A 26,824-nucleotide genomic window follows, 5' to 3' on the forward strand; every position below is an offset into this window, starting at 1 on the left:
ATGAGCTTTGCAGGCGTTCGCATCGTGACGCTCGCGGAGGGCGAAATCACCGAGCTGCACGTGGGGCTGAAAGGCACGATGAACGCGCTCTTCCTTAAGGACCTTGCCGACAAGACGCGCCGCGGGCTGCGCGGACGCATCGAAAAGGGGCGTTCGGGCGGCGGGCTTTGCTATGGCTACACAGTCGTCCGCAGCATGGACGGCGAGCGCGGCGGCCGCGAAATCATCGAAGCCGAGGCCGTGGTGATTCGTCGCATTTTTGCAGACTTCGCCGCGGGGAAAAGACCGCGCCGGATCGCAGCCGAACTCAATCGGGAGTCAACGCCGGGGCCCGGCGGTCGTCCCTGGGGCGATACGACGATCCGCGGCCATGCCCTCCGCGGCACAGGCATCCTCCACAACGAACTCTACGTCGGTCGGCTCGTATGGAATCGATTGCGCTACAGTAAGGATCCAGCGACGGGACGGCGGGTTTCGCGGCTCAATCCGTCTGAGGAGTGGATTTGTCACGATGCCCCTGACCTGCGCATCGTGGACGATGATCTCTGGAACCGCGTCCAGACGCGGCTCGGCGCCATTAGGACCAGCGGCCCGGTCGTCAAGGCGCGCGCGACCGAGTTCTGGACCCGCCGGCGGCCTCGCCATCTCCTGACTGGAAAAGCGGTTTGCGGCGTTTGCGGCGGGGCAGCCGCGCCAATCGGCAAAGACTATATCGCCTGCTCCGCCGCCCGGAGGCAAGGAACATGCGTCAATCGCGCGAGCGTTCGTCGAAGCGAAATCGACAGCTGGATTATCGACGCTCTGCAGCGCCAGCTGCTGGCGCTCGATCTCGTCGAGGAGTTTGTCCGGGCCTTCAACGAAGAGATCAATCGAGGCCGGCGCGATCGCGATACCCGGCGCGAAGCGCTCGCGCGGGAACAGAAGGATCTCGAGCGCCGGATCGATAACCTGCTCGACGCCGTCGCTTCCGGGGATTTAAGAGGTCCGACTGTTCAGACGAAGCTGGAAGCCTTTGAAGAGCGCAAGGTCCATGTCGCGGAAGAATTGGCCGGAGTCGTGCACGAGCCGGTGCGGTTCCATCCCAATCTCGCCGCCGCCTACCGGCGCAGGGTCGCGGCGTTGCAGACCCTCTTGCAGGCGGAGGCCACGCGCACAGAGGCAATCGAAATCATCCGCTCGTTGATCGATCAGGTGATCTTGCGGCCGACTGAAAACGGCCACCTCGAAGTGGAACTCGTCGGCGATCTCCCCCGAATGGTCCATCTGGCGCAGCACGCTGGTGGAGGAGCCCCGACTCTCGGGGCTGTTCACGAAGAGTTCGTTCGTTCGGTAAAAGTGGTTGCGGGGACAGGATTTGAACCTGTGACCTTCAGGTTATGAGAATGAAAGTCTTGCTATCCTGAGCATTCCCTAACGTTCTTTGTCGTACACAATCTCTTGCAAATCAAACGTTTACTTAATACGTGGGTTGACGACGCCGCCTCCAGTTTCTTTTCTGGTGGCGACTGGGTGGCGACACGAGGCCCATACAATGCCTGTTGCAAAGTTAACCAAACGCATGATCGATGCGATTAGCGCGGACGTCTGCCCCCTCACTCTATACGACGCCGACCTCAAGGGTTTCGGGCTCCGGGCGGCAAAAAGCGGTGCGAAAAGCTGGTTTGTCGAGTACCGGCCGGGCGCTGGAGGTCGTGGCGTTGCAAAACGACGCATGGTGCTCGGCGCCGTCGGAACGCTGACGCCCGACCAGGCCCGCGCCGCGGCAAAGGAGATATTGGCCGAGGCTGCGCTTGGCGCAGACCCGGCGGCGTCACGCTCGCGCGCGCGGAAAACGCCAATATTCCGCGACTTCGCCGAACGCTATCTTGCCGAACAGGCTGTTGCTAAGCTTAAGCCGAGGACGGTGGTCAACTACCGCATTTACCTCCGCAAGCACGCCGCTCCTGTTATCGGCGCCATTAAGCTCGACGTTGTCAGCGAAAGCGACATCGTAAAATTGCACCATCACATCGGGGAGACAAAGCCGATGACGGCAAACCGCGTCATCGAATGCATTGGCTCTGTCTACCGCTACGCGGCTGCTTGCGGGTTGGTGAAACGCGGGCACAATCCGGCGGCCCATATCGAGGCCTTCCGCGAGCAGCGCCGCGAGCGCTTCCTCACATCAGAAGAGCTTGCGCGTCTCGGCGACGCCGTCCGCGAGGCGGAAACCACAGGGATCCCATGGCAAATCGACGCTACGAAGCCAACGGCCAAGCACGTTCCGAAGAAGAATCGCGTGACCAACATTGGTCCGCACGCCGCGGCTGCTCTCCGGCTCCTTATCCTCACCGGCGCCCGTCTACGCGAAATCCTCGAGCTTAAGTGGGATTATGTCGATATCGAGCGGGGTTTGTTACTGCTGCCGGACAGCAAGACTGGCCGCAAAACCATTGTGCTCAACGCACCAGCTATGAAGGTGCTGGCGGACTTGCCGCGGATGGGCGTCTACGTCATCGCCGGCCAAAGCAGCGGCGCCGATCGCGAAACTCCACGCGCTGACCTCCATCGTCCTTGGATTCTCGTCGCAAAGCGCGCTGGCCTGATCGGCGTGCGCCTCCACGACCTGCGGCACACATACGCCAGCTTTGGCGCCGGCGCTGGGCTTGGGCTGCCGATTATCGGTAAATTGCTTGGCCACGCGCAAGCGACGACAGTCGCCCGCTACGCTCATCTTGACGCAGACCCACTGCGCCGGGCCTCGGAGCAAATCGGCGGCATGTTGATCACCGCAATGGGAGAGTCGGACAAGGGCGCCGCAGATGTGGTTGTGCCGCTGAGACGCGTGGACCGAATGTAAAGGGTGAACAGGGCGTTGAAGCGGGAGCTGGTCCCTCGGAGTTCAATCCAAGCGCCACTTGGCTATATGGGGAGTCTGATCTGCGCCACCGGTGGACATCGGAAAACTCTCGGCATAGGGCTGGTCTTGGCTGCATCGAGACGCGGCATACGAAGGCCTTCCTGAAGGCTCAAGTGAACAAGAGCGATCGCAATGATGCGCGCGGCATCGCGCAGATGATGCGCGTCAACCTTTTCCGGCCCGTGCATGTGAAGACGCTTACAAGCCAGAAGCGGCGCGCTTTATTGACCGCCCGCAAGCTGCTGCAGGAGAAAGCCATCGCCGTCGAGAACGATATCCGTGGCCTGCTGCGCAACTTTGGGCTCAAGGTTGGCGTCGTCGGTTTGATCGAATTCGAGGAACGGATTGTCGAACTTGTCGAAGGCATGCCAGACCTTGCGGAGATCATGGCGTCTTTGCTTGACGCTCGTCGCACGCTCCGCGAGCAGGTCGCGAAACTGCACCGAAAGCTGTTGTCGATCGTCCGCGAAGATGACGTGTGCCGGCGATTGATGACGATCCCGGGCGTCGGCCCGATCGTCTCCTTGGCTTTCACCGCGACCATCGACATACCGGCTCGCTTCAAGAGTTCTAGGGTCCAGACTCACAACCAGTAGCAAACGGTAGCGGCGATGCAGACTGTGGCGAGGAAGTTTAATGCGTTTCGGTCGTAGCGCGTAGCCACGCGCCTGAAGTCTTTCAGGCGGCAGAACATGCGTTCGATGGCGTTGCGGTTTCGATAGAGGAAGGGCGAGAAGCAGTTCTTCCACCTGCGATTGGCCTTGGGCGGGATATTCGGCATAGCTCCGCGCTCCTCGACCTGCCGACGGATCGCATTTGCGTCGTAGCCCTTGTCGCCATGGAGGATTTCGCAAGGAGGAAGTCGCGCGATAAGCTCCGCGCCCGCCGAGCAATCGGCGATTTGGCCGCCGGTGAGCATGAAAGACAGCGGGCGGCAGTCCGCATCGGTCAATGCGTGGATTTTGGTTGTGCGCCCGCCGCGCGAACGGCCGATGGCCTGATTCTTCTCCCCCCTTTGCCGCCACTGGCCGAGCGATGCGCCTTGACCGCCGAGGAGTCGATGAGGACCTGCGCCGGCGGCCCGCCTGCTTGCGCAAGCGCGTGGAACAGATCGATCCAAACGCCCTTAGCAGCCCAGCGAACGTAGCGATTGTAGAGAGTCTTCTTTGGCCCGTACTCCAGCGGCGCGTCAATCCAGCGTCCGCCAGATTTCAGCACATGAATGATCCCGCTGATCACCCGGCGATCATCGACGCCCGCCTTGCCGCGCGTGTCCGTGGGAAGATGCGGCGCGATCTTCGCGAACTGCGCGTCCGTCAGCCAGAATTGATCCCGATTCATAGTCGCTTCCTTTCGGAAGCTGTGAATCACAATCCGCCTGTCACGCCAACCATTTTATGGGTCTGGTGCGGTTCCTGCGTTCGGCTTCGCCGTTGGTCCATGGATGATAAGGCTTGGTCGGCCGGTGTTCGATGCCATGCTCGATGCAGACTCGGTCGAAAATATACGGACCGAGAAATCGGCGGCTGGGGCCGTGGCGGTTTTTGGGCAGGTCGGCGAAGGTCATTCCGTTGGCGGTCAACGCCGTGTGGATTTTGTAGGGGAAGGCCGCCGCGACGTTGCGCGGAAAAGCCGCGCCCTCCATCTTGCCGGCGCGGTCGTGGAACTCGACATAGACGAACTTGGAGACGCGATCGATGGCCAGGGACATGATCAGTGAACATGATCAGTTTGTCGTCCGCATGGCGCAGTTCGCAGCTGTCGATGTGGACATAGCCGATCGCCGTCTGTACGAACCGGCCGTGTTTCGTCGGCGTCTCGCTCGTGGGCAGCCGCGAGACGCCATGGCGTTCGAGACAGCGATCAGGCTTCAGGCTTGATCGCGTCAGCTTCGGGTGGCTGTCGCGCAGGCATCCCATGACATCGTCGAGCGGCAGCAGTGTCCGCTGCCGGAACGCGACAATCATGGCTTCCTCAACCGGCGTCAGGACAGTGCTCCGGTGTTCGCGCGGCCCCATCGGCGCATCGGCTGTCCCGGAGCGCGAGCGCCATTTCGCCACTGTCGTTCGACTCAGCCCGTAACGTCTGGCGAGGACGCCCGTCTTCTCTTTCGACGCTTGGAACTCGGCTCGAACTCGCGGCGTTGTCCGGGCGCTGCCATGAAGAATATCCGCTATAACGCTTCCTCCGCCTCACGGCTCAGCTTAGCGTCACGGCTCCCCGGGACCAAACACCTAGAACCGCACGTTGGTGCGAATCCCCAACACGAGCGCGTTGCGAAAGGTCGTCGTGGCGCCTGGTTGCATAATGTATTGAATGTCGGGCATTATGGTGACCCCGGGATAAACGCGGGCCGTGTAGGCGGCCTCCAAGACCTCTTCGTGCGTCTGTATGCCGAAGGCGGGCCCGAGCCCCCCGTTGCTGAGCGGCAAACCAAGCTCCTGTTCGAGTTCCTGCGCCTGCGTCAGCGCGGCGCTCATTTTTAAATAATCGAACTTTATGCCAAAGGAATCTTCCGGGCGACCAAGAAGACCTGCGCTAGTTAGCAAGCCAAGGTAGGCATGGTCTGACAGGGCGGATGTCGCGCTATCGGCGTGGATGTAGCCGCCCAGTAGAATGAGGCCGTCGGTATCGCTGGGACCGGTCCGCGCCAGCATTTGGTCAAGCAGGACGTAGTACTGCCGCCGTCCGGATGCTTGCGCCGCGGCATTGCCGCTAATCAAAGCGGGATGGCCGGCCGCGTCATTCAAAAGATTGGGATAGGGCGAGGTGTCCTCGTCAAAGCCGATTTTGTAGTGACCCACAAGGTTGTCGTCGCTAAATCTCGGCTCCCAGCCCACCTCGATCGGTACGCTGACACCGGTCGCGCCCGGCTCTCCCCATGACCAGCCCGATATGCCGCCATTATTCGGATTCACCTCGAACAAGCCCGCCATGACATAGGTGCTGAGGGTTGGCAGCGCCCTGATCTGGCCGCCCCAGTTTGCTGCTGGCCATTCCGTTATTCCCGGATACTCCGCCAATGGCTGCGCATTGCCGCAGGCTATGACGTTCATGAAATAGCAGTTCAGCGGCGAGGCGGCGAAATATGTTAAAATGGGCAGCCGCCCTGCTGCAATATCGATGCGGCCGTCAGCCAGCTCCTGCTCGCCGTAAGCGTACACCAAGTGAGCGAGAACATTGCCGCCGCCGCCGAAGATCTCCTGCGCCGTCGCGATGTTATCGCCGATGTCGTCCGCGCTCAGATTTCGGCCGTTGCGCTGCACGATCATCATGTGGTTGGCAAAACCCTGCCAACCAGTGATTTTCGCAAAGTCGAGATCAATTTCCAGCCCGATCTGTCCGGCCGATTCAATCCCCTGTCGACGGCCGCCCAACGGATTGCCTGCCGATTCCGTTAGGTAATCAAACTCGACATTGACGCCGTAGCTTAATAGCGATGTCCGCAAGCCGCCCCAATCTCCCAGCAGATGATCCCTGCCAAAAGGCGCCTGAAACAGAGGGCCGATTCCCGAAGAGGCCGTCGGTTGGCTGGGCCCTGGGCCGTTAACGAACTGCGGTGCCGGTGCCGGCGTCTCCTGCGACCGTTCCTGCGCGCATGCGGCGAAAGCCGGGAACGCGACCGCGCCAACCATCGCCAATACTGCCAGAAACGATGACCGCACGCGCGCCGCGGCCAGCGCATGGCGCCCCAGAGCTGCAGCAAAATGTTGCAACCCCATCGGATACAGGGAGCCGCGTCGGCTGGTATCGGTCAGCGGGCGCCCGCGCATCTATCGTCTGCCTCTACCCATTGGTTGCGACGTAGGGTTTGACCATCTTCACCGGGTCGACCACGCGGTCGAATTCCTCTTCAGTGACGAATCCGAGTTTTAGAGCCGCAGCTTTTAGCGTGAGGTCATTGTCCATCGCGTAATGCGCGATTTTCGAGGCCTTGTCGTAGCCGATCACTGGCGCCAGCGCCGTCACCAGCATCAACGAGCGGTCCACATACTCCTTGATCTTCTTGAGATTCGGCTTTGTTCCCTCAACCAGATATTTGCGGAAATTCACGCATCCATCGGTCATGATCGTGATTGAATGAGCGATGTTATAGATCATCAGCGGCTTATAGACGTTCATCTCCAGATAGCCGCCGGCCCCGCCGAACCCGACCGCCACGTCATTCGCCATCACCTGCGCCGCGATCATCGTCAGCGCTTCGGCTTGCGTCGGATTGACTTTGCCCGGCATGATCGAGGAGCCTGGCTCATTCTCCGGAATCAGCAGTTCGGCGAAGCCTGCGCGAGGGCCGCAGGACATCAGCCGGATATCGTTGCCGATCTTATAGAGCGATGCCGCCAAGGTGCGGAGCGTGCCTGAGAGCTGCACCAAAGCATCATGGGCGCCCTGCACGGCGAACTTATTCGGCGCGGTGACGAAAGGCAGGCTCGTCAGTCTGGCGATTTCGGCGGCGGCCGCTTCGGCAAATCCCGGCGCCGCGTTGATGCCGGTGCCGACGGCCGTACCGCCTAGCGCCAGGCGGTAGACGCCTTTCAGCGCGTCGTCGATGCGCTCCAGATCGTCCGCGAGCATGGCCGCATAGCCAGACCATTCCTGTCCGAGCGTGATCGGCGTTGCATCCTGCATATGAGTACGGCCGATCTTGACGATATCGGCCCAATCCGCGGCCTTCGCCGCAATGGCGTCGCGCAGGGCCTTCACCGCGGGGATCAGGCGCTGCGTGACATTGATCGCGGCGGCCATATACATCGCGGAGGGAAACGTGTCGTTCGACGATTGCGACATGTTGACGTGATCGTTTGGATGAACCGGAGTCTTGCCGCCAAGCGGCGCGCCGGCGAGCTGGCTGCAGCGATTGGATATCACCTCGTTCACATTCATGTTGAACTGCGTGCCGCTGCCGGTCATCCACACGTGCAGCGGGAACATGTCCTGATGCTGGCCGGCTAGAATCTCGTCGCAAACCTCGACGATCAGACTATGGGCGCGATCGTCGAGCCTCTTGCCGGCATGGTTGGCGTTAGCCGCCGCCTTCTTCAAGATCGCGTATGCGCCGATCATTTCCCGAGGCATCAGATCCTTGCCGATGCTGAAATGCTCCAGCGACCGCTGGGTCTGCGCGCCCCAGAGCTTGTCGGCAGGCACGCGAACCTCACCGAGGCTATCGGTTTCGGTGCGAAAGTCAGTCATGGTCATTCTCCTGATTCATAGGATCATCTTGCAAATGGAAAAGCGTCCCGTGTGCCTCACAGGAGATGCTCCGCGAGGATGATTGCGACAGTTATGGTCACAACCGATCCGACTGTGCTCACGAGTGTGGAGGCGGCGGCCTCGTCCGCGTAAGACCGGTAGCGCAGCGCGAGCATGGATGCCGCCGTCGCGGTTGGGATCGCGCCGGTTAGAAACAGCTCGCGGGCCGGCGCGCCATGGATTCCAAGCAGCAACGTTAATCCGAACATGGCTGCCGGCTGCCCGATATTCTTCAGCAGAGCGTTGAACGCGATGTCGCGATCCAGACGCAGCCGCTGGCCGTAGAGGATAAGTCCCAAGGTGAACAGGGCGACGCCAGCGGCGGCCTTGCCGATGAGGTCGAACGAAAGCTCCAGCACCTGTGGAAGATGGACTCCGCCGAGCGCCAGGACGGCGCCTGAAATCGGCAGCCAGACGACGGGTTGCTTCACCGCATCAATTAGGCTCCTGGCGATGAGAGGCCCTACGTTCTGTTCCGCCTTCCCTGCGCCGAGCCCGATTTGAACGAGGACCAGAGTCAGCGGGATCATGATTACGCTGGTGACCAAATTACCCACCACGACCGCCAGCAGTCCCGGAGGACCTACCACGGCCTCCAGCACCGGCAGCCCTGAATACGCCATGCTGGGGAAGGCGCAGACCAGCGCCTGCAGAGCGCTTTCGCTCAAACTGCGGCGGAAGATCGCCTTGCCGATGCCGAACGCGACGGCGTAAGGCGCCATTAAGCCGACGACCATCGAAATAAGATAGGGGCCGTTCTCGATTGTGACGGGAGAGATCTTTAGGACACCTCCGAGAAGCGCGAGCGGTAGAGCGAAGCGTACCACGAAGTCGGCGAAGACAGGCGCCGACTTCTTGTCGATGATGCCGAGATGAGCCGCCAATAGTCCGAGAGCGACTACGAAAATGACGGGAAGCAACGCCGCCAGGATGGTCTGCGTCATGACAAGAAACTCCCCTCGCGACGGCGCAGAGTGGCGGCCGCCGTGTTAAAGCGATATCAATTGAGGTCATCTGAAGCCAGTATCTCGTCAGCCGCCGTCGACGACGAAACGCTCGGCGGCAGCGCCGACGAGCATCAGCTTGCGGACCGGCGGTACGCGCTCGGCCGCGATCCGCTGGGCGAAGACAACAAAGAGCCATGGTGCATCTCCGATGGGCGGCCTCGGTTAGCCTGTGCCCGTGCGGGGACTACTCGCATGGTGAGTCTGCGTCTATAATGCAAAACTCTTATGCCTTTTGCGAGGCGGTTGGCGGACTCTGCGAGAGTCCGTCGGCTCCGTGGGCGCTCTACACGCCTGCCGGCTGCTCGCTCATCCGAGCGGCCTTGGTAACAGGGCTTTGCACCGCCTTATGCCTTGTAATCTCGATCCGATCGCCGTCATGTCATCGTCCGCGGTGTTTTCTTAAGAGCGCCTGGAGGATGACATGACCGAACAGGACTGTCAGGAATCCTGGTGCGGGGCCATAATGACGCCGATGGAGGGCGATTATGGCGATCAAGAAAGACACCCTGGATCAACTTCTGCCAGGCCGCGATCCGAAGGAAGTTTTCCATAAGGACGGCTTGTTCGATGAGCTGAAGAAGGCTCTGGCCGAATGTGTGTTGAACGCGGAGATCGACGATCATCTCGATGTCGAGGCGGCCGAGGGCAGGAAAAACCATCGGAACGGCTATTCGAAGAAGAGCGTGCTGACGGAGACCTCGAAGCTCGATATCCGCATCCCGCGCGACCGCGAAGGAACGTTCGATCCGAAGCTGATCGCCCGATACCAGCGCCGGTTTCCGGGTTTCGACGAGAAGATCATATCGATGTATGCGCGCGGCCTGACGGTTCGCGAGATTCAAGGGCATCTGCTTGAGATCTATGGGCTCGACGTCTCCCCTGATTTGATTTCGACGGTGACGGACGCGGTCCTGGAGACGGTCGGCGAATGGCAGAATCGGCCGCTGGAAGCGAGCTATCCGCTGGTGTTCTTCGACGCCTTAAGGGTCAAAATCCGCGACGAAGGCCTGGTGCGTAACAAGGCCGTCTACATTGCGCTCGGCGTCCAGGCGGACGGGACGAAAGATATTCTGGGCCTTTGGATCGAAAACACCGAAGGCGCCAAATTCTGGTTGCGGGCGATGAACGAGCTGAAGAACCGGGGCGTCAATGATGTGTTGATCGCCGTCGTCGACGGATTGAAAGGCTTTCCGGAGGCGATCAACGCCGTTTTTCCGCAAACGATCGTTCAAACCTGCATCGTCCATCTCATTCGCCATTCGATGGATTTCGCCTCCTGGAAGGACCGCAAAGCCCTGGCCGGCGCGTTGAAGATAATTTACCGGGCCAAGGACGCCGATGCGGCCAATGCGGCGCTCGATGCCTTCGACGCCAGCCATTGGGGGCAAAAATATCCGGCGATCGCACAAAGTTGGCGGCGCAATTGGGAGCGTGTGATCCCGTTCTTCGCCTTCCCGGAAGCCGTCCGGCACATCATTTACACGACCAACGCCATCGAGTCGCTCAACGCAAAACTACGCCGCGCGGTGCGAACAAGGAGCTATTTTCCGACCGATGATGCCGCGACGAAACTCCTATTTCTCGTCTCGCGCGACACCGCCCGAGAGTGGAAAATGCCGCCGCGCGAGTGGTTCGAGGCAAAAACCCAATTCGCCATCATGTTCGACGAAAGGTTCGTTCAAGCGTGATGGCTCAACTCGCCCCGCACACAAGATTCCTGACAGTCCTTGACCGAACCTTCGCCCGCGAACCGTTACGGCGCCACGCGGGAAACCGCGCCCATCCGTTACGTCGAAGGCGGCGGGATCCGCTTCACCTATCGCCAGCCTAAGCCATCGACTGGAACGCCGTTGGTTCTGTCGCCGCGCTTCTCGGGCAATATCGATGCGCGGGACCCCGCCGCCGTGAACGCCCTCGCCGCCGATCGCCGGGTGATCGCTTTCGACAACGCCGGCGGTCGGCCGCTCGACCGGCCAAACTTCCGACAACGTCGCGGCTATGGGCCGCGACGGTGTCACTTTCATCAAGCTGCTCGGCTACTCCAAGGCCGACCTGCCGAGCAATGCGCGGCAATGCGCACCTGGCGAGCTATTTGCCGTTTAAGTGGGTGCTCTTCAAAGCCGATGCATTTGTCACCGACGCCACAAGCGCCACGCGAGGCGATCCGGGCTGTGCTGCTGGACCAACCCAATTATCATGCGCGCGCAACTCCTTCTCGGACCTGGACAGCGCCACGACATCACAAAAGCGCACGCCCTGATCGAAAGCTTTGCGGCCGATGCGATCATCGCCGATAAAGGTTATGACGCCAATCACTTGCGCAAGGCTGTTCTTATGCGTGAGGCTGAGCCGGTGATCCCATCAAAATCCAATCGCCGCGCGCCGCTCCCCTACGACAAGGCGCTCTACAAGGAGCGCAATCTCGTCGAGCGTTTCTTCAATAAACTGAAGCAGTTCCGGCGCGTCGCAACCCGATACGACAAGCTCCTCGCAAACTACCGAGGCTTCGTATTGCTCGCCGCTATCGCTATCATGCTCAGGTAATTCGTCACTACCGCCTAAACCACAACGAGCTATCTCGAGTTCGTCCAAATCGCCGCCATTCGGATTTGCATGCGCATGTCTCTCACAGGACGTAATCTTCATGACCGATAGTCATTCTATCATCTCTCATCGACATTAACTAGGGTCCAGACTCACAACCAGTAGCAAACGGTAGCGGCGATGCAGACTGTGGCGAGGAAGTTTAATGCGTTTCGGTCGTAGCGCGTAGCCACGCGCCTGAAGTCTTTCAGGCGGCAGAACATGCGTTCGATGGCGTTGCGGTTTCGATAGAGGAAGGGCGAGAAGCAGTTCTTCCACCTGCGATTGGCCTTGGGCGGGATATTCGGCATAGCTCCGCGCTCCTCGACCTGCCGACGGATCGCATTTGCGTCGTAGCCCTTGTCGCCATGGAGGATTTCGCAAGGAGGAAGTCGCGCGATAAGCTCCGCGCCCGCCGAGCAATCGGCGATTTGGCCGCCGGTGAGCATGAAAGACAGCGGGCGGCAGTCCGCATCGGTCAATGCGTGGATTTTGGTTGTGCGCCCGCCGCGCGAACGGCCGATGGCCTGATTCTTCTCCCCCCTTTGCCGCCACTGGCCGAGCGATGCGCCTTGACCGCCGAGGAGTCGATGAGGACCTGCGCCGGCGGCCCGCCTGCTTGCGCAAGCGCGTGGAACAGATCGATCCAAACGCCCTTAGCAGCCCAGCGAACGTAGCGATTGTAGAGAGTCTTCTTTGGCCCGTACTCCAGCGGCGCGTCAATCCAGCGTCCGCCAGATTTCAGCACATGAATGATCCCGCTGACCACCCGGCGATCATCGACGCCCGCCTTGCCGCGCGTGTCCGTGGGAAGATGCGGCGCGATCTTCGCGAACTGCGCGTCCGTCAGCCAGAATTGATCCCGATTCATAGTCGCTTCCTTTCGGAAGCTGTGAATCACAATCCGCCTGTCACGCCAACCATTTTATGGGTCTGGGCCCTAGAAGATAAACGCGACTTATTGCTTCTCGGAGGATACACCCCGAACGAGCATCAAAAAGTGATTTGGTCATTTCCGCTGCGTGGGAGGCGTTCAGGCGCCGCCTTCCCGTTCCTAAAGATAAGCAGCTCATTTCGCCGCGCGAAAGCGATTCCAGCCAGAACCAGTAGCAGCACGACCGGTTGCGCCACAGCACTTAAAGGAGCCCCAACACGAACAAGAGTCCACGCGGCGCCGACCATTACCGCTGACAGCAAAAGTGCGCCAAAGGCCGCACATCCGGGGATGAGCAGGAGTATCGATCCGGTAAGCTCCAGGGACCCTATAAGATACATAAACCACATCGCGTACCCGAAGAAGGTGAACCCCGATACTTCGTATTGGACTGAGGCAAACTTCATTCCCGCTGCCACGAGAAACAACAAGGCGAGTAGAGTTCTTAAGGCCGCGTCAGCTAATCGCAAACCTTTTTGCTTTGTAATCATTCCTGCTTCTCTTCGTGTTCGTTCTGAGCCAGAGGCGGTGGTCGAATGCCCCTCCAGCGCGACGTAGGTAACAACGCCATTCATCCATCAGCCGACCGGACTATTTGCTAAGAAGTCCGGACCGGGAATCAAATACTTCGGTCTGGCACGCTCGCACTCCTATTGGCGCAACCTCCGGCAAACCTACACACGATTTGCCAAGCCCTCAACGATCATAGTGGGCAGCGGAGTCGCGAAGTCAAGCCGTCGCTCGGAGTTCGACAGGCCGCCGCCGACCACCGTTATTCTGAGCTGGATTGCCGTCATTTTGCTGCGAGCCACTTCCTGGCGGTCTCTTCGGCAAAGGCTTCGAGCGAGCGCGGCCCGCGGCCAAGCAACTTGGTTGTGTCGAAGATGTCCGCTTCTGCCGCTAAGAGGCCATTTTCCTGATAAAATTCGAGGAGGCGGCTGTACGTAAAGACCAGGGCTGGTCCCAGGAAGTTATGCATACGCGCGTATAGCTCCATATCGTTTCCCGCATATTTAACGGGTCGATTCAGCGCGGCCGCCCACACGGCGGCGCAACTGAGCCCCGTCTGCACCGCTGGGCCGGTGATGTTGTAGGTTTTTCCTTCATGCCCATCCCCGAGTAGGACGGACACAGCGGCTTTCGCAATGTCGCGAGCATCGACGCGCGACATGCCCTTAAAGCCGATCGGCTGAGGGTAGATCCCGTCCCCGAGAATTGAAGCCTCATACCAAAGGTCGTTTTGAAAAAAATTATTCGGCCGAAGCACTGTGTAGGGAATGTCGGACACGACTATCGCGTTCTCCACTGAAAGTTTCGTGGCGCCGCCGATTGGCAGGAATGGGGTTAAATCCGCGCGGTGCGTGCTCGAATAGACGAAGCGCTTTACTCCGGCATCTTTGGCGAGCAGTACGGCCGTGACGCCTTCAAACGCTTCTGACGTACTCGCCGCGTTTACCATGAATACGCGATCGACATCCTTGAAGGCGTCGCGGGCCGCATACGGGTCAAGCAAATCTCCTGCTACCAAAATCGCGCCTTCGGGAAGTTTTGCCGCCTTGGCTGGACTCCGACTCAAAACCAGGGGGCTGAAACCTTTTGCAACAAGCCCCTGGACGACGAGGGAACCGACGGTTCCGGTTCCCCCAATAACTAGTATCTTCATGATGTTCTGTCCTCCTGTCGGCCAAACAACGAGCCCTGCTGCACTCGAGTCGACTAGGCTCCTTGGTTACCGATATTCAAGATCTCGGAAGCTGAATGTTATCTGTTGTTAGGCAATGTTAGGAAGAATAGACGCAGACTCACGATTCGAGTAGTCCCCGCACGGGTACAGGCTAACCGTCGCCTGACTGCGTCTGTGGCCGTTGGAGCGGGAGCTTCGGCTGATCTATCCGTGAAAATAAACGCCTTGGTGGATGCGCTGAAGAGCAGTCAACTCGCCGGCTATGCGGGTGATGTCTGGTATCCGCAGCCTGCGTCCGCAAGTCATCCTTGGCGCACCATGCCGCACAACGGCATGACGCCACACACGTCCGGCGCAAGTCTCTCCGCACAGACGCGCTATGCCGCCGGTACCGCGAGATTGTCGAAAGCTTCTTCGCCGGCGATCCAATTCGCGATGAATACTTGATGGTCGATGCGTTGCGCACAACGGCGCCGGGCATCTGGGCGCTGGGCGACTGCAACGGTCGCGGGGCGTTCACCCACACCGCCTATAACGATTTCGAGATCGTGGCCGCAAACCTTCTCGATGGCGAAGCGCGTCGCGTGAGCGGCCGGATCACCGGCTACGCGCTCTACATCGATCCGCCGCTCGGGCGGGTGGGTCTCACCGAATGGGCGGCGCGCCGGTCGGGGCGGCCGATTCGCGTCGGCATGCGCCCGATGACGCGGGTCGGCCGCCCGGTCGAGAAAAGCGAGAAGCAAGGGTTCATGGCAGCCTTCGCATGACGTTTGGCGATTGTGCGCTTGGCGCCCCGATATTCGGCGCGAGCCCGTCAGTCTTTCAGTCAGGGCCAGCAACTCGTAAGCAATCAAACTTGCGGGGTTAGGTCCCTCGCCGATTTTTGTTTTGCGGCAACAAACCGAAATTTTGCGGCAAGCCTTGTGAGATCCTTCGTCCATGGCAGACAGACGAAAGAAAGGCCTCATGGAACCGTTAATAAAGGCGAGCAGCGCCGATTCCCTTTTGCACCCGAAAGACGCGGCGAAAGCCCTCAACCTTTCATCATCATGGCTGGCGAAGGCGAGACTGTCTGGAACGGGTCCGAGGTTCGTGAAAATCGGACGCTCGGTTCGATATCCGGATTCGAGCCTGCGCGAGTTCATCAAGGCGCGGATGTGCGGATCGACCAGCGAATATTGATCGAAAATTATGCGCCATCCGAGGGCGCGAGGGGACCAGTTCGGGCTCTCGCGCCCTTTGCAATTGAGCGGGGATGAATTTCCATCCTTATACATCCAAATACTACAAGATGACACAAGAAGAACTAAGATTAGGATCGTATATAGCCTTACATAAACCCAGTAAATGCTTGACATAATCCTAATTTACTTCCATATGATGCCCAATCCACCCAAATGAACTCTGGCGATCGACGAGGCTCCCCTAGGGCCCAGACCCATAAAATGGTTGGCGTGACAGGCGGATTGTGATTCACAGCTTCCGAAAGGAAGCGACTATGAATCGGGATCAATTCTGGCTGACGGACGCGCAGTTCGCGAAGATCGCGCCGCATCTTCCCACGGACACGCGCGGCAAGGCGGGCGTCGATGATCGCCGGGTGGTCAGCGGGATCATTCATGTGCTGAAATCTGGCGGACGCTGGATTGACGCGCCGCTGGAGTACGGGCCAAAGAAGACTCTCTACAATCGCTACGTTCGCTGGGCTGCTAAGGGCGTTTGGATCGATCTGTTCCACGCGCTTGCGCAAGCAGGCGGGCCGCCGGCGCAGGTCCTCATCGACTCCTCGGCGGTCAAGGCGCATCGCTCGGCCAGTGGCGGCAAAGGGGGGAGAAGAATCAGGCCATCGGCCGTTCGCGCGGCGGGCGCACAACCAAAATCCACGCATTGACCGATGCGGACTGCCGCCCGCTGTCTTTCATGCTCACCGGCGGCCAAATCGCCGATTGCTCGGCGGGCGCGGAGCTTATCGCGCGACTTCCTCCTTGCGAAATCCTCCATGGCGACAAGGGCTACGACGCAAATGCGATCCGTCGGCAGGTCGAGGAGCGCGGAGCTATGCCGAATATCCCGCCCAAGGCCAATCGCAGGTGGAAGAACTGCTTCTCGCCCTTCCTCTATCGAAACCGCAACGCCATCGAACGCATGTTCTGCCGCCTGAAAGACTTCAGGCGCGTGGCTACGCGCTACGACCGAAACGCATTAAACTTCCTCGCCACAGTCTGCATCGCCGCTACCGTTTGCTACTGGTTGTGAGTCTGGACCCTAGATCGAGGCGCCCCGCCTGAGCAAGGTTCAACTCAAAGAACCAAAGAGCACGCAAAAACAGGCTTCCGTGCACCTTTCCCCGCAAGCGTTTCAATATGGCGTTTTGCTTTACAGGGTTACTTCGACGGGCGACATCGAAATTCTCCTTATCACGACTCGGCAGAGTCAGCGCTGGATCATTCCAAAGGGTCGCCCAATTAAAGGCCTCGGACCAGCGGAGTCGGCTGCGCGGGAGGCGATGGAAGAGGCTGGCGTGCGTGGCGTGGTACGGGAAAAACCCATCGGCTCCTTTCGCTTTCAGAAAACCCTTGAGAGCGAGCCAGATATCCTGTGTGAGGTCGAGGTCTATGCCTTGAACGTCAAGCGACAAATGAAGTGCTGGCCAGAGAGCCAGCAGCGGACGCTGCGCTGGTTCCAGCCCTCAGAGGCCGAAGCCGCTGTCAAGGACGTCGGGCTGCGATCGCTGATCAGCCTCTTCGTTGAACGGGCGTCGGCGAAGGCGCGATAAAATAATCTGCCTTACTTACCGGTGTCATGCGGCTGAATCGGGCGTGACAAATAAGTTACATAATTCCGAAATCGCTTTCTTTACAGCTCTGTTAAATGCCGCGCCGAAGCTCAAATCGGCGAAAGTTTAGTATGTTCAATTGCTTATATATCTTTATAGACTAAGTAGACAATTGGCGCGTTAGACGCATTATTGGGCAGGGCCAATCGACATCTTCTGAACGAGCGCAAAGTCGCGTTTGGGACTTTCGGCGGCTGGAGGGCAAATTATGAAACGACGAGACCGCAATCGGGCCGTGGCGGCCTTGACCTTGGGTGCGCTTGTGGCCTTCCAGGGCGCTGCGCGCGCAGATGACGCCGCCGAAGAAATTCGCTTGATCAAGGCTCAGCTGAAGAAGCTTGAAGAGAAGGTCAACGACCAGGCTCGCAAGCAGAAGGAAACCCAGGTTCAGATCCACAATGTAGCGGTGCGGCCGCAAGGATTTCCGGCGGAGCAAGCATCGATACAAGGGCGTCCGACGCCGGGCTCTCCATACGGGGGTCTCCAGGGAGTGGGAATTGCCCCGCTCGGCGGAACTCCGCTGCCGCCCGGCGGCTATTCGGCGGAGGGGGCGTCAATCCAAGGCCGCCCGATGCCGGGCGCCCCGAGCATCTACATCAATGGCGTCACCATTACGCCCGGCGGCTTCCTCGCAGCGGAAAGCGTTTTCCGCAGCCGCAACATTGGCGCGGACATCACGACGCCGTTCGCAAACATTCCTTACAACAATGTGCGCACCGGCAACGCCAATGAGTACCGCATGAGCGCGCGCGCGAGCCGCGTCTCGCTTCTCGTGCAGGGCGATGTCAATCCGACGACGCATCTCTCCGGCTGGATGGATCTTGATTTCCTCGGAGCGGCGCAAACCGCCAATAGCAACGAGAGCAATTCATTTACGCCGCGCATTCGCAACATCTATTTGACGATGGATCAGGATGATTTCGGCTTTCACGTCCTCGCCGGTCAGAACTGGTCGTTGCTGACGGCGAATACGAGAGGCATCATGCCGCGCACGGAGAACACGCCTCTGACGATCGACACGCAGTTCGTGCCTGGCTTCAATTGGGCGCGTCAGCCGCAGATCCGCGTCGTCAAGGACTTCGACAAAACCTTGTGGTTCGCTGTGTCGGCGGAAAACCCGCAAACAAACACCTTCGTCGGACCCGGCGCGCAAGCCGGCCCATTTGTCGGCGGCGTGCCGACGGTCGGATCGACAGCCGCTCTCCCCGGCACCCTCGTCAACACCTTCGTGCCCCCCGGCTCGTCCTTGTTCAATTCGGGAAATTCGATATCGCTCAATCATATGCCGGATATCATCGGCAAGGTCGCCTGGGATCCGACTTTCGGCGATCGTCACATCCATGTGGAGGCCTACGGCCTGTTCCGCGATTTTTATAACCAGGTCAACGGCAGCAATCAGGATGTCGCGGCCGGCAGCTACGGCGGCACCATACTTGTGCCCATCATTCCGCAAAACCTCGAGTTCCAATTCACCGGCATGAACGGGCGCGGCATCGGCCGCTACGCCACCGGATCGCTTCCCGACGTCAGCGTCAATGCGAACGGCTCGCTTTCGCCTATTCAGGAAACGACCTTGCTCGCCGGGTTGATCTGGCGTCCTCAGCCCGGTTTGGACATTTATACCTACGCGGGCGAAGAAATTCAGCAGGCGAGCTTCTCCAACAGCATCAGCGCGTCCGGCGCCGTCAGCGCTTTCGGCGATGGCAATCCTCTGTACACCAACGCGGGATGCTCGAATGTGCTCAGCACCGCTTGCGTCGGCAACACCCATCTGATTCGGAGCATCACAGCCGGTTTCTGGGACACCATCTATTCAGGTCCCTTTGGTCAATTCCGGGCCGGTCTGCAATATGCCTATGTCCAGAAATTTTCCTTCCAGGGCTTCGGCGGCGGAGCCAAGGCCGAGGAAAATTCAGTTTTCACCAGCCTTCGCTATTATCCGTTCCAATCAAATTGAGCTATGAGCGCTCGCTAGGCCGTGGTGACGAATTCGGCGTTTGGGGGATTCTCGCGAGGATCTTTCCATGATTCAAGGCTGATTTTTGGAGATCAGCCTTGATGATTCGGGATGTCGATGCGCTGCGAGACGATCAATGGGAGCGGCTTTGTGATCTTGTGCCAGGCGGAAGAGCCGGCCAGCGCGGGCCGCGCTGCGACAATCGACGCTTCGTCGACGCGCTGTTATGGATGGCCCGCTCGGGCGGCCGCTGGCGCGATCTGCCCGAACGCTTCGGCGACCATCAGGCGGTGAAACGCCGCTACTATCGCTGGATCGAGCGCGGCGCCTTGGACGGATTTCTTGAGGCATTCACCGCCGAGGCCGATCTCGAATGGCTGATGATCGACTCAACAATCGTGCGCGCCCATCAGCACGCGGCCGGCGCAAGGATCGCCAAAGGGGGGCGGATGCCCAAGGCCTGGGCCGCTCTCGCGGTGGTTTGAGCACCAAAATCCACGCCGCGACAGACGCGCTCGGCAACCCCGTTCGGCTCCTTCTCGGACCTGGGCAACGCAACGACATCACAAAAGCGCACGCCCTGATCGAAGGCTTTGCGGCCGATGCGATCATCGCCGATAAAGGTTATGACGCCAATCACTTGCGCAAGGCTGTTCTTATGCGTGAGGCTGAGCCGGTGATCCCATCAAAATCCAATCGCCGCGCGCCGCTCCCCTACGACAAGGCGCTCTACAAGGAGCGCAATCTCGTCGAGCGTTTCTTCAATAAACTGAAGCAGTTCCGGCGCGTCGCAACCCGATACGACAAGCTCCTCGCAAACTACCGAGGCTTCGTATTGCTCGCCGCTATTGCTATCATGCTCAGGTAATTCGTCACTACTGCCTAGCAGGGCCAACTAACGGAACGGCCTCGATCGAAAGCGGCGCGAGCGATATGTCCCTCGTCGTCGGAGGCCGGTCCAAATAGCGGGCAGGAAAGCGATGCGCGCGCCGCCTATGGCGCGCGATGCGACCGTTCGCCCGAGGAGGCGTCCATCTCGCCACAGCCGAGGGTGAAAGCTTGATCGGCTAATGGTCGAGCGCAACAAGCCGATGCAGAATGCCTTTATCGAGTCTTTCAACTGCCGCTTCTCTACTCGGCCAGCAGTGGCTCTCCACCTCGACGGTTCTAAAAACCTGGCGAATTCCGAGCCCTTCTGATTCCATCGTCTCCGTTGGGTCGGGGATGATTCGATGAGAAAGCAGCCGGGATTTTTCGATGTCGATGATCGTTTGCGGCGGCTGAGCGATCTTGGGGACCAGCTCGAGGCGTTCCGTGCGGCGGTGGATTTCGAGATGTTCCGCCCTGACCTGGTCGCGGCGCTTTCTTATTCCGATGGTGCGCAAGGTGGGCGTCCGCCATTCGATCCGGTCATGATGTTCAAGATCCTCGTCATTCAGGTGACGAACAATCTCTCGGACGAACGCGCCGAGTTCCTGATCAATGATGCCTGTCGTTCATGCGTTTTCTCGGAGTTGGATTATCAGATCGCATCCCCGACGCGCGGACGATTTAGCTGGTCCGGGAGAAACCGACGAAAGCCGGCGCCATTGGGTGTTTGTTCGAGCGTTTCGATGCGACCCTTCGGCGACGGACGCGGTTCTGGAGACGGTCGGCGAATGGCAAAATCGGCCGTGGAAGGCGAGCTATCCGCTCGTTTTTTTTTCGACGCCTTGCGGGTCAAAATCCGAGACGAAGGGCTTGTCCGGAACAAGGCGGTGTACATTGCGCTCGGCGTTCAGGCGGATGGGACGAAGGATATCCTGGGCCTTTGGATCGAAAATACCGAAGGCGCCAAATTCTGGCTGCGGGTGATGAACGAACCGAAGAACCGCGGCGTCAATGACGTTCTGGTCGCAATCGTCGACGGATCGAAGGGCTTTCCTGAGGCGATCAACGCCGTCTTTCCGCAGACGACCGTCCAAACGTGCATCGTCCATCTGATCCGCTTCGACGGATTTCGCCTGCTGGAAGGACCGCAAAGCCCTCGCCGGCGCGCTGAAGGCGATTTATCGGGCGAAGGATGCTGATGCGGCCAAGGCGGCGCTCAGAGTGAAGATCGGAATGGCGAACCTCGTCTACAACATCAAAAGATTGCTGTTCCTGCGGCGCATCGCCCTGGCCTAGCGCCTTCAATGCCGCCGCTGACGGCACAAAACTCGCCCAGGCGCCTTTCTTCAGACAAAGCCCACGTCGAACCCGATCAATCCCGTCCAATTAGGACAACAGAGGCTGTTGATAGAAGCGTCCACCTTTGTCTCGACTTCCGATTTTTTCGGCGGTGGCGAGATGGTGGCGACTCGAGCCGAAAATACGAAAGCCGCCCCTAAGGGCGGTTTCATGAAAGTACTGCGTATTCATATAGCTGGTTTGGTTGCGGGGACAGGATTTGAACCTGTGACCTTCAGGTTATGAGCCTGACGAGCTACCGGGCTGCTCCACCCCGCGCCGATGGTGTATCAGCGACGGCCGCAGATTGAAAGCTTTATATCGCTTTGATGACGCGCTCGCGCTGGCGTCACCCGTCGCTATGCTTCAACGCGCGGTTCATATGAAAAATCCACGTTTTGCTGGCTGGCGGCTTTCGAGCTCTTCACGCCAATCTGAACCCTTCATGCAGAAGCGTCTGCGTCTTCAAATGCATTTCAGGATGAATGCGTCAATTCCGGCGCGCACTCTACCAGGCGCGTGGATTGAGACGCCGCTTCCAATGTTGACCGGGCGGAAGAGAGGCGATCTTCCCACGACCGCCGCGGCGCATTCCTCTGCGGACCAGCAACCCGCGAGAACTGACGTCGGGCAGGGCGGCAACAGGTTCAAAGGGCGCCGCATCAGAAGCGATAACGGCCGACGCCGGATTTTTTGGCGCGGCATCCGGGCGTGCTGCGGCCTTGGGTTTGCGGTTGATCTGATCGTCTTGCGCCGCAACGGCGGCTGCCACGGGCTTCGTCGTCGCCCCGTTTTTGACCCGGCCTGTTCTTGACTGAGTCTGCGCGACGCTCGTCGCCGTATTGTTTCGCTTGCGGGTCTGTCGCGGGGCGTTGGTTAGCGCTTGGCGCTCGGCGTCTTCCACGCGAATCGAATCTGCATCCAAACTCAGACTCTCCGGGGAAATCAGACTGGGCAAAATCCGCGGCGCGCGATCCTTCGAAGCGGGGTTATCGCCGGGAGGCTGGGCCGACTGGGCCGGTTTGGGCGCGAACACCTGCTCGGCTTCTTTCGACAGCGATTCGGCTGCCGCTCGGCGCCCGGGCTTATCGCTCCGCAAAAAAGCGGGAATGGCGAATTCGCTATCCGGCGATGGTTTGGCGACGAATTCAGGTTTGGAAAAAGCAACGTCCTTGGAGAAAAGGGCGGGCGATAGGCCCTCGTCAGGCTCGGCCCTGCCTCTTCCGAGAAAATCTGAATGAGACGGAGGCGAAGGCATCGGAGAACGGCGCGAGCGCTTAATCTCGACCGCGAAAGGCTTTGTCGGATGTTTCATACAGGGTCCATGAATATTGGGAGGCGCACACTATTTGAGCGGAAAAACAGGGCGATTTTCTACGCATGGCCTCAAGCTTCCAGGCGCAGGGATAAATCTCCGCGCAAAGCTGCAAGGGAGCGAGGTATCGAATAGTATCAAGATTCGAATTGTTCAAATGTCCTGTGGCGAATCACTATATCTTCCAAACATACCATTGCAAGCCAAGACTTGCAGTTCTTCCCGCCGGGGAAGAGTTGCTGTGGATTGCGGATAGCGTCAATGCCTGACGTTAAGACAGGATCCTTGCGTGAGGCTCGCTTCCGCAGATCCTGCGCCGCTACGGGCGCCCGTGCGGGCCGGGGCCGCTAACGATCCCAAAAACCCGACGCTCACGCGCAATAAGGCGGCGAAACACGCGATCGATTCAGCTTAGAAAAACTTGCTCTGCCGACAGCTTAAATCGATGTAAGTAAAGTAATAATGCCAAATAATTAGATATATATCCAACATTTTACGAAAAAATAACCCGTTATTCCGCCAAAAGGCATAAATATCTAGATAAATATGCATGGCGTTGAGGATTTATTCAATATTTTAGCTCATCAATGACGTCTGTAGCGGGAAAGCTCGAAACTATAGTGTTGAGTCAAAATCCTTATCGATGAAACGCCGGATTTAAAGCCGAGCGCTTGATGTCCGGCGCGCTGGAGCCGCCCTCTAAAAGAACGGGTCTTTCCTCGCAAGATTTCCGTCGTCAACCATTTCGAGGACCTTATGACCCTTGCAAACCTGAGTATCGCGCGGAAGCTGAGCGTTGGCTTTGCTTGCGTTCTCGCCATCGTCGCCTTCATGAGCGTCGCGCTTTTCAGCTCCCTTAGGGTCCAGACTCACAACCAGTAGCTGACGGTAGCGGCGATGCAGACTGTCGCGAGGAAGTTTATGGCGTTTCGATCGTAGCGGGTAGCCACGCGCCTGAAGTCTTTCAGGCGGCAGAACATGCGTTCGATGGCGTTGCGGTTTCGATAGAGGAAGGGCGAGAAGCAGTTCTTCCACCTGCGATTGGCCTTGGGCGGGATATTCGGCATAGCTCCGCGCTCCTCGACCTGCCGACGGATCGCATTTGCGTCGTAGCCCTTGTCGCCATGGAGGATTTCGCAAGGAGGAAGTCGCGCGATAAGCTCCGCGCCCGCCGAGCAATCGGCGATTTGGCCGCCGGTGAGCATGAAAGACAGCGGGCGGCAGTCCGCATCGGTCAATGCGTGGATTTTGGTTGTGCGCCCGCCGCGCGAACGGCCGATGGCCTGATTCTTCTCCCCCCTTTGCCGCCACTGGCCGAGCGATGCGCCTTGACCGCCGAGGAGTCGATGAGGACCTGCGCCGGCGGCCCGCCTGCTTGCGCAAGCGCGTGGAACAGATCGATCCAAACGCCCTTAGCAGCCCAGCGAACGTAGCGATTGTAGAGAGTCTTCTTTGGCCCGTACTCCAGCGGCGCGTCAATCCAGCGTCCGCCAGATTTCAGCACATGAATGATCCCGCTGATCACCCGGCGATCATCGACGCCCGCCTTGCCGCGCGTGTCCGTGGGAAGATGCGGCGCGATCTTCGCGAACTGCGCGTCCGTCAGCCAGAATTGATCCCGATTCATAGTCGCTTCCTTTCGGAAGCTGTGAATCACAACCCGCCTCTCACGCCAACCATTTTATGGGTCTGGGCCCTAATGCAAGTTCCATTTCGCAATCACCAAGCAGACCCTGAGCGGAAAGCTTCCGGTTATGGACTCCGGCTTGGTGCTTCCCGGCTTTTTTTTGTACGAGGTTGCTGGCCTGGATTCTGAATTGATCAACGATGTATGCGAGCACGGAGAAGCAGACCTTCGTAAATGCACCCGACGCCAACGTATAAAAGGCCAGCCCTTTCTGAAGGTCATAACCGTCCAGGTCAGTGGTAAGCGCCTCAAGAGTGCGGGCAACGTCGATGTCAAGATGCGCTCCAATTTCGTCGCAGATATCGCAGACCGTTTGAAGCTCTGAATTGAAGTGTGACGCAACGACGAAATCGGTTATGGATGCTGGCGACTGACCATTCGCCGCGATAAGCCTATCCAGCCCCTCCATCTCCTGTGGTGCTCCCGGTGCCACCGCACGCGTTACGAGACAATCGCAAGCTGACGATGTCAGTGACGACGCGAGCTTTCAGGATTCGAACGATGCGAGGATATGCAGCCAGCCTCTCCAATAGTGAGTCCTGTATCGTTATCCGGCGTCGGATAAGAGCGAGCTGTCCCGCCCGCGAATGGACCGGCGACATATTGAGGATAGCGGATGCGTTCCCGCGCGTCATGGCGAGTGGATCGGTCCCCAGCTCAGTCCAGGTCACATCACCCTTTGATCGCTGAAACACACGCAGCGCCGCGATCAGTTCCAGATCCGAGAAGTCTGCCATGTTTGACCAAGGCACATATCCCGGCCGATTCAACCCGAAGGGCCAAGGGCACAGTACTCCGTCTCCCCTCCATTTTGGACCAAGACCTTCCATGAGCGACTCTTGTTCTGGCCGAAGCGCTCTGGAAAGCCGTTCGCCGACGAGACTACAGCGCCGGTGCTCGATCCAGGACGTGTGCGAACGAAAACCAGCGGGGCCGGCGTCGAGTTGCCTGTCGCAGAGGCAACTAACGTAAGAACCGGCTCTCAGACCGCTCCAGCGATATCACGCCCGCAATTACCAATATATTACCGCTGTTTCCTCCGCCGGTCCCGGGTAGACGACACGCAGTCGCAGTATGTAACTACGCTCAGCGAAGAGCTTGGACGTAATAGTTGCCGAACGCGGTTCTCCGCTATCGTCGTCGCCCGAAATGTAGCGCGGTACGCCGTTGACCTCTTCGAACAATACGAGCAGGGCGTCTGTCGCTCCCTTCGTTTCAAATGTGTATTGCCGCGACTCGGGCGGCTTGATTGCAAAATCCGCCTGTTCGCCGGCGGCGAGCTTTACGACTATAGAACGCAATGGCTCTAAAGGCGGGGGCATCACAGCTTCCATCGGCGGATACCACTTGAGCACCCATTCCCCATCGGCGGCCGACAAGGTTCCCGGCGGTGTCAGTCCGTTGGCGTATTGCTTCGGTTCCACGATCAATCCGGGCGCAAATTCATATTCCATGATCGAATCCGGATCCCACCGCGACCCCTGAACGGAGCCCGCGTCTAATTTCTTTAGTATATTTATGTACGTCTTTTGGCGATCCCAGTTGTTCGGCGGCCCCCCTAGTGATGTATATACCGCCTCATCATTCCATGTTATGCCAGCAAAAGGACTTTGATGTTCGTGTTCCATCCCAAGGACGTGGCCAAGCTCGTGTAACGCGGTGCCGCTTCCATAACGGGTGTTTAGATCCCAACCATAATACGTGGTCGGTTCACTCAACGGTACGTTCAACACATCCCGTCCGACTGCCGACTGTGAAATTCCTTCCGTGTAACCTATCCTTATCTCGGCTTCACTGAGTTGCGTAACTTCCCTAAAGTTCAGGCCGATTCCGACCGACTTCCATTTGGCGAAAGCCTGACGAGCCGCGTTCGCCTGATCGGCAGCGATGGCGTATTGTCCATCCGTGAAAAAACAGTAATGCAGAACCGTACCGTTCACCCATTTGGATTGGGTTTCAAGGATCTCAGAGGCTCGAGTTGGATTAGCCGTCACGGCCGGACTAAGAAGGCGTACTTTTTGCGGTCCGCTGCTGCACAAATGTCTTTGAGTTTTGATCCCCTGTATAACCGGCAAGGCGACAGGCACGGGCTGGGGCGCTGTTTGCGGGCCTGCCACAGACTGAGGAACGACTGCGGGCGCGGTGGCAAGCTCGACGACGTCGCGGATGTGGGAGTCGATCGACGCCGTCCTGTCGACGCCATCCCACGTTCCTTCCGCATGCCGGGGGGAGCCGCTCCCGGTTATGACGACGTCGACGAAGCCCACCTGCTTGAACCGATCCGCGACCTGATCGTTGCTCGCGAATCGCTCCAGGCCGCTCAGAACGATGGTGGCCGCGTATCGATGGCCGTGTTGGACCGTGAAGCTCGGCGCGGCCGCAAGCGCCGCCGCGATGCCAGCGGCCCGCGCGGGGAGGGCGACTTGGCCGGCTTGGGCGAAAACGTAAACCGACATCTTCG

General features: G+C 59.1%; 17 protein-coding genes, 1 tRNA gene and 7 pseudogenes. 13 read left to right on the forward strand and 12 right to left on the reverse strand.

Going from position 1 to position 26,824, the window contains the following annotated elements; all coding sequences use genetic code 11:
- The 3 genes and pseudogenes from WDN46_00005 to WDN46_00015 all read left to right on the forward strand — a co-directional run.
- On the forward strand, window positions 1-1,380 hold a 1,380-nt coding region (locus tag WDN46_00005; protein ID MEJ0091875.1), incomplete at its 5' end, for a recombinase family protein.
- A gap of 178 nt (window positions 1,381-1,558) precedes the next feature.
- Window positions 1,559-2,839 (forward strand): tyrosine-type recombinase/integrase, encoded by a 1,281-nt coding sequence (locus WDN46_00010; GenBank protein MEJ0091876.1) that lies wholly within the window; start codon window positions 1,559-1,561, stop codon window positions 2,837-2,839.
- A gap of 131 nt (window positions 2,840-2,970) precedes the next feature.
- Window positions 2,971-3,462: pseudogene (locus WDN46_00015) on the forward strand (IS110 family transposase).
- Between the two features lie 20 nt (window positions 3,463-3,482).
- On the opposite strand, the gene WDN46_00020 reads toward WDN46_00015, so the two are convergent.
- From WDN46_00020 to WDN46_00040, 5 genes and pseudogenes are all read right to left on the reverse strand, one after another.
- A protein-coding gene (locus WDN46_00020; protein ID MEJ0091877.1) for an IS5 family transposase occupies window positions 3,483-4,240 on the reverse strand; the annotation gives its coding sequence in 2 pieces (ribosomal slippage) (window positions 3,483-3,901 and window positions 3,901-4,240; 759 coding nt in all).
- 64 nt (window positions 4,241-4,304) lie between these two features.
- A pseudogene (locus WDN46_00025) lies at window positions 4,305-5,076 on the reverse strand (IS481 family transposase).
- A 57-nt stretch (window positions 5,077-5,133) separates the two neighbouring features.
- Window positions 5,134-6,672, reverse strand: a complete 1,539-nt coding sequence (locus WDN46_00030; protein ID MEJ0091878.1) for a carbohydrate porin — start codon at window positions 6,670-6,672, stop codon at window positions 5,134-5,136.
- Between the two features lie 13 nt (window positions 6,673-6,685).
- On the reverse strand, window positions 6,686-8,092 hold the full coding sequence (gene fumC, locus WDN46_00035) for a class II fumarate hydratase (protein MEJ0091879.1): 1,407 nt from the start codon (window positions 8,090-8,092) through the stop codon (window positions 6,686-6,688).
- 56 nt (window positions 8,093-8,148) lie between these two features.
- Window positions 8,149-9,096: an AEC family transporter gene (locus WDN46_00040; protein MEJ0091880.1), complete on the reverse strand. Its 948-nt coding sequence runs from the start codon at window positions 9,094-9,096 to the stop codon at window positions 8,149-8,151.
- 548 nt (window positions 9,097-9,644) lie between these two features.
- On the opposite strand from WDN46_00040, the gene WDN46_00045 reads away from it, so the two are divergent.
- Window positions 9,645-10,847, forward strand: coding sequence for an IS256 family transposase (locus tag WDN46_00045; GenBank protein MEJ0091881.1), 1,203 nt, complete (start codon window positions 9,645-9,647; stop codon window positions 10,845-10,847).
- A 517-nt stretch (window positions 10,848-11,364) separates the two neighbouring features.
- Window positions 11,365-11,703: pseudogene (locus tag WDN46_00050) on the forward strand (IS5 family transposase).
- Between the two features lie 152 nt (window positions 11,704-11,855).
- On the opposite strand, the gene WDN46_00055 reads toward WDN46_00050, so the two are convergent.
- The 3 genes from WDN46_00055 to WDN46_00065 form a co-directional block, all read right to left on the reverse strand.
- Window positions 11,856-12,613, reverse strand: a protein-coding gene (locus WDN46_00055; protein MEJ0091882.1) for an IS5 family transposase whose coding sequence is annotated in 2 segments (ribosomal slippage) — window positions 11,856-12,274 and window positions 12,274-12,613 — 759 coding nt in all. Because the reading frame shifts where the segments join, the coding sequence is not laid out codon by codon here.
- Between the two features lie 122 nt (window positions 12,614-12,735).
- A complete protein-coding gene (locus WDN46_00060) occupies window positions 12,736-13,251 on the reverse strand; it encodes a DoxX family protein (protein MEJ0091883.1) in 516 nt (171 codons plus the stop codon).
- Window positions 13,252-13,469: 218 nt separating this feature from the next.
- Entirely contained in the window at window positions 13,470-14,339 is an 870-nt protein-coding gene (locus WDN46_00065) for an NmrA family NAD(P)-binding protein (GenBank protein MEJ0091884.1), read from the reverse strand.
- A 240-nt stretch (window positions 14,340-14,579) separates the two neighbouring features.
- Here WDN46_00065 and WDN46_00070 point away from each other — a divergent pair.
- The 8 genes and pseudogenes from WDN46_00070 to WDN46_00105 all read left to right on the forward strand — a co-directional run bounded on the left by WDN46_00070 (window position 14,580) and on the right by WDN46_00105 (window position 21,232).
- Window positions 14,580-15,127: pseudogene (locus WDN46_00070) on the forward strand (NAD(P)-dependent oxidoreductase).
- Window positions 15,128-15,326: 199 nt separating this feature from the next.
- Window positions 15,327-15,542, forward strand: coding sequence for a helix-turn-helix domain-containing protein (locus WDN46_00075; GenBank protein ID MEJ0091885.1), 216 nt, complete (start codon window positions 15,327-15,329; stop codon window positions 15,540-15,542).
- Between the two features lie 316 nt (window positions 15,543-15,858).
- A protein-coding gene (locus WDN46_00080) for an IS5 family transposase (protein MEJ0091886.1) occupies window positions 15,859-16,616 on the forward strand; the annotation gives its coding sequence in 2 pieces (ribosomal slippage) (window positions 15,859-16,198 and window positions 16,198-16,616; 759 coding nt in all).
- A gap of 79 nt (window positions 16,617-16,695) precedes the next feature.
- Window positions 16,696-17,136 (forward strand): NUDIX hydrolase, encoded by a 441-nt coding sequence (locus WDN46_00085; protein ID MEJ0091887.1) that lies wholly within the window; start codon window positions 16,696-16,698, stop codon window positions 17,134-17,136.
- A 268-nt stretch (window positions 17,137-17,404) separates the two neighbouring features.
- Window positions 17,405-19,153: a hypothetical protein gene (locus WDN46_00090; protein MEJ0091888.1), complete on the forward strand. Its 1,749-nt coding sequence runs from the start codon at window positions 17,405-17,407 to the stop codon at window positions 19,151-19,153.
- 101 nt (window positions 19,154-19,254) lie between these two features.
- Window positions 19,255-20,021, forward strand: a pseudogene (locus WDN46_00095) (IS5 family transposase).
- A gap of 364 nt (window positions 20,022-20,385) precedes the next feature.
- Window positions 20,386-20,783: pseudogene (locus tag WDN46_00100) on the forward strand (transposase).
- Window positions 20,777-21,232: pseudogene (locus WDN46_00105) on the forward strand (transposase). Before WDN46_00100 ends, WDN46_00105 begins: the two co-directional pseudogenes overlap by 7 nt.
- Window positions 21,233-21,563: 331 nt before the next feature.
- Here the strand turns inward: WDN46_00105 and WDN46_00110 are convergent.
- The 4 genes from WDN46_00110 to WDN46_00125 form a co-directional block, all read right to left on the reverse strand.
- A tRNA-Met gene (locus WDN46_00110) sits at window positions 21,564-21,640 on the reverse strand.
- Window positions 21,641-23,545: 1,905 nt separating this feature from the next.
- A protein-coding gene (locus WDN46_00115) for an IS5 family transposase (GenBank protein MEJ0091889.1) occupies window positions 23,546-24,303 on the reverse strand; the annotation gives its coding sequence in 2 pieces (ribosomal slippage) (window positions 23,546-23,964 and window positions 23,964-24,303; 759 coding nt in all).
- A gap of 40 nt (window positions 24,304-24,343) precedes the next feature.
- Window positions 24,344-24,772, reverse strand: a complete 429-nt coding sequence (locus tag WDN46_00120) for a hypothetical protein (protein ID MEJ0091890.1) — start codon at window positions 24,770-24,772, stop codon at window positions 24,344-24,346.
- A 604-nt stretch (window positions 24,773-25,376) separates the two neighbouring features.
- Window positions 25,377-26,819: a hypothetical protein gene (locus WDN46_00125; protein ID MEJ0091891.1), complete on the reverse strand. Its 1,443-nt coding sequence runs from the start codon at window positions 26,817-26,819 to the stop codon at window positions 25,377-25,379.
- Between the last annotated feature and the right edge of the window lie 5 nt (window positions 26,820-26,824).

The sequence above is a fragment of the Methylocella sp. genome (genome assembly GCA_037200525.1).
In the GTDB taxonomy this organism is placed as follows: Bacteria; Pseudomonadota; Alphaproteobacteria; order Rhizobiales; family Beijerinckiaceae; genus Methylocapsa.

What these genes read in the sequence shown, in the direction of transcription:
- WDN46_00075 (MEJ0091885.1), top strand. Translation starts at nt 15,327, where the DNA reads ATGGAACCGTTAATAAAGGCGAGCAGCGCCGATTCCCTTTTGCACCCG.
- fumC (MEJ0091879.1), bottom strand. Translation starts at nt 8,092, where the DNA reads ATGACTGACTTTCGCACCGAAACCGATAGCCTCGGTGAGGTTCGCGTG.
- WDN46_00090 (MEJ0091888.1), top strand. Translation starts at nt 17,405, where the DNA reads ATGAAACGACGAGACCGCAATCGGGCCGTGGCGGCCTTGACCTTGGGT.
- WDN46_00045 (MEJ0091881.1), top strand. Translation starts at nt 9,645, where the DNA reads ATGGCGATCAAGAAAGACACCCTGGATCAACTTCTGCCAGGCCGCGAT.
- WDN46_00030 (MEJ0091878.1), bottom strand. Translation starts at nt 6,672, where the DNA reads ATGCGCGGGCGCCCGCTGACCGATACCAGCCGACGCGGCTCCCTGTAT.
- WDN46_00125 (MEJ0091891.1), bottom strand. Translation starts at nt 26,819, where the DNA reads ATGTCGGTTTACGTTTTCGCCCAAGCCGGCCAAGTCGCCCTCCCCGCG.
- WDN46_00120 (MEJ0091890.1), bottom strand. Translation starts at nt 24,772, where the DNA reads ATGGAGGGGCTGGATAGGCTTATCGCGGCGAATGGTCAGTCGCCAGCA.
- WDN46_00065 (MEJ0091884.1), bottom strand. Translation starts at nt 14,339, where the DNA reads ATGAAGATACTAGTTATTGGGGGAACCGGAACCGTCGGTTCCCTCGTC.
- WDN46_00060 (MEJ0091883.1), bottom strand. Translation starts at nt 13,251, where the DNA reads ATGAATGGCGTTGTTACCTACGTCGCGCTGGAGGGGCATTCGACCACC.
- WDN46_00040 (MEJ0091880.1), bottom strand. Translation starts at nt 9,096, where the DNA reads ATGACGCAGACCATCCTGGCGGCGTTGCTTCCCGTCATTTTCGTAGTC.
- WDN46_00010 (MEJ0091876.1), top strand. Translation starts at nt 1,559, where the DNA reads ATGATCGATGCGATTAGCGCGGACGTCTGCCCCCTCACTCTATACGAC.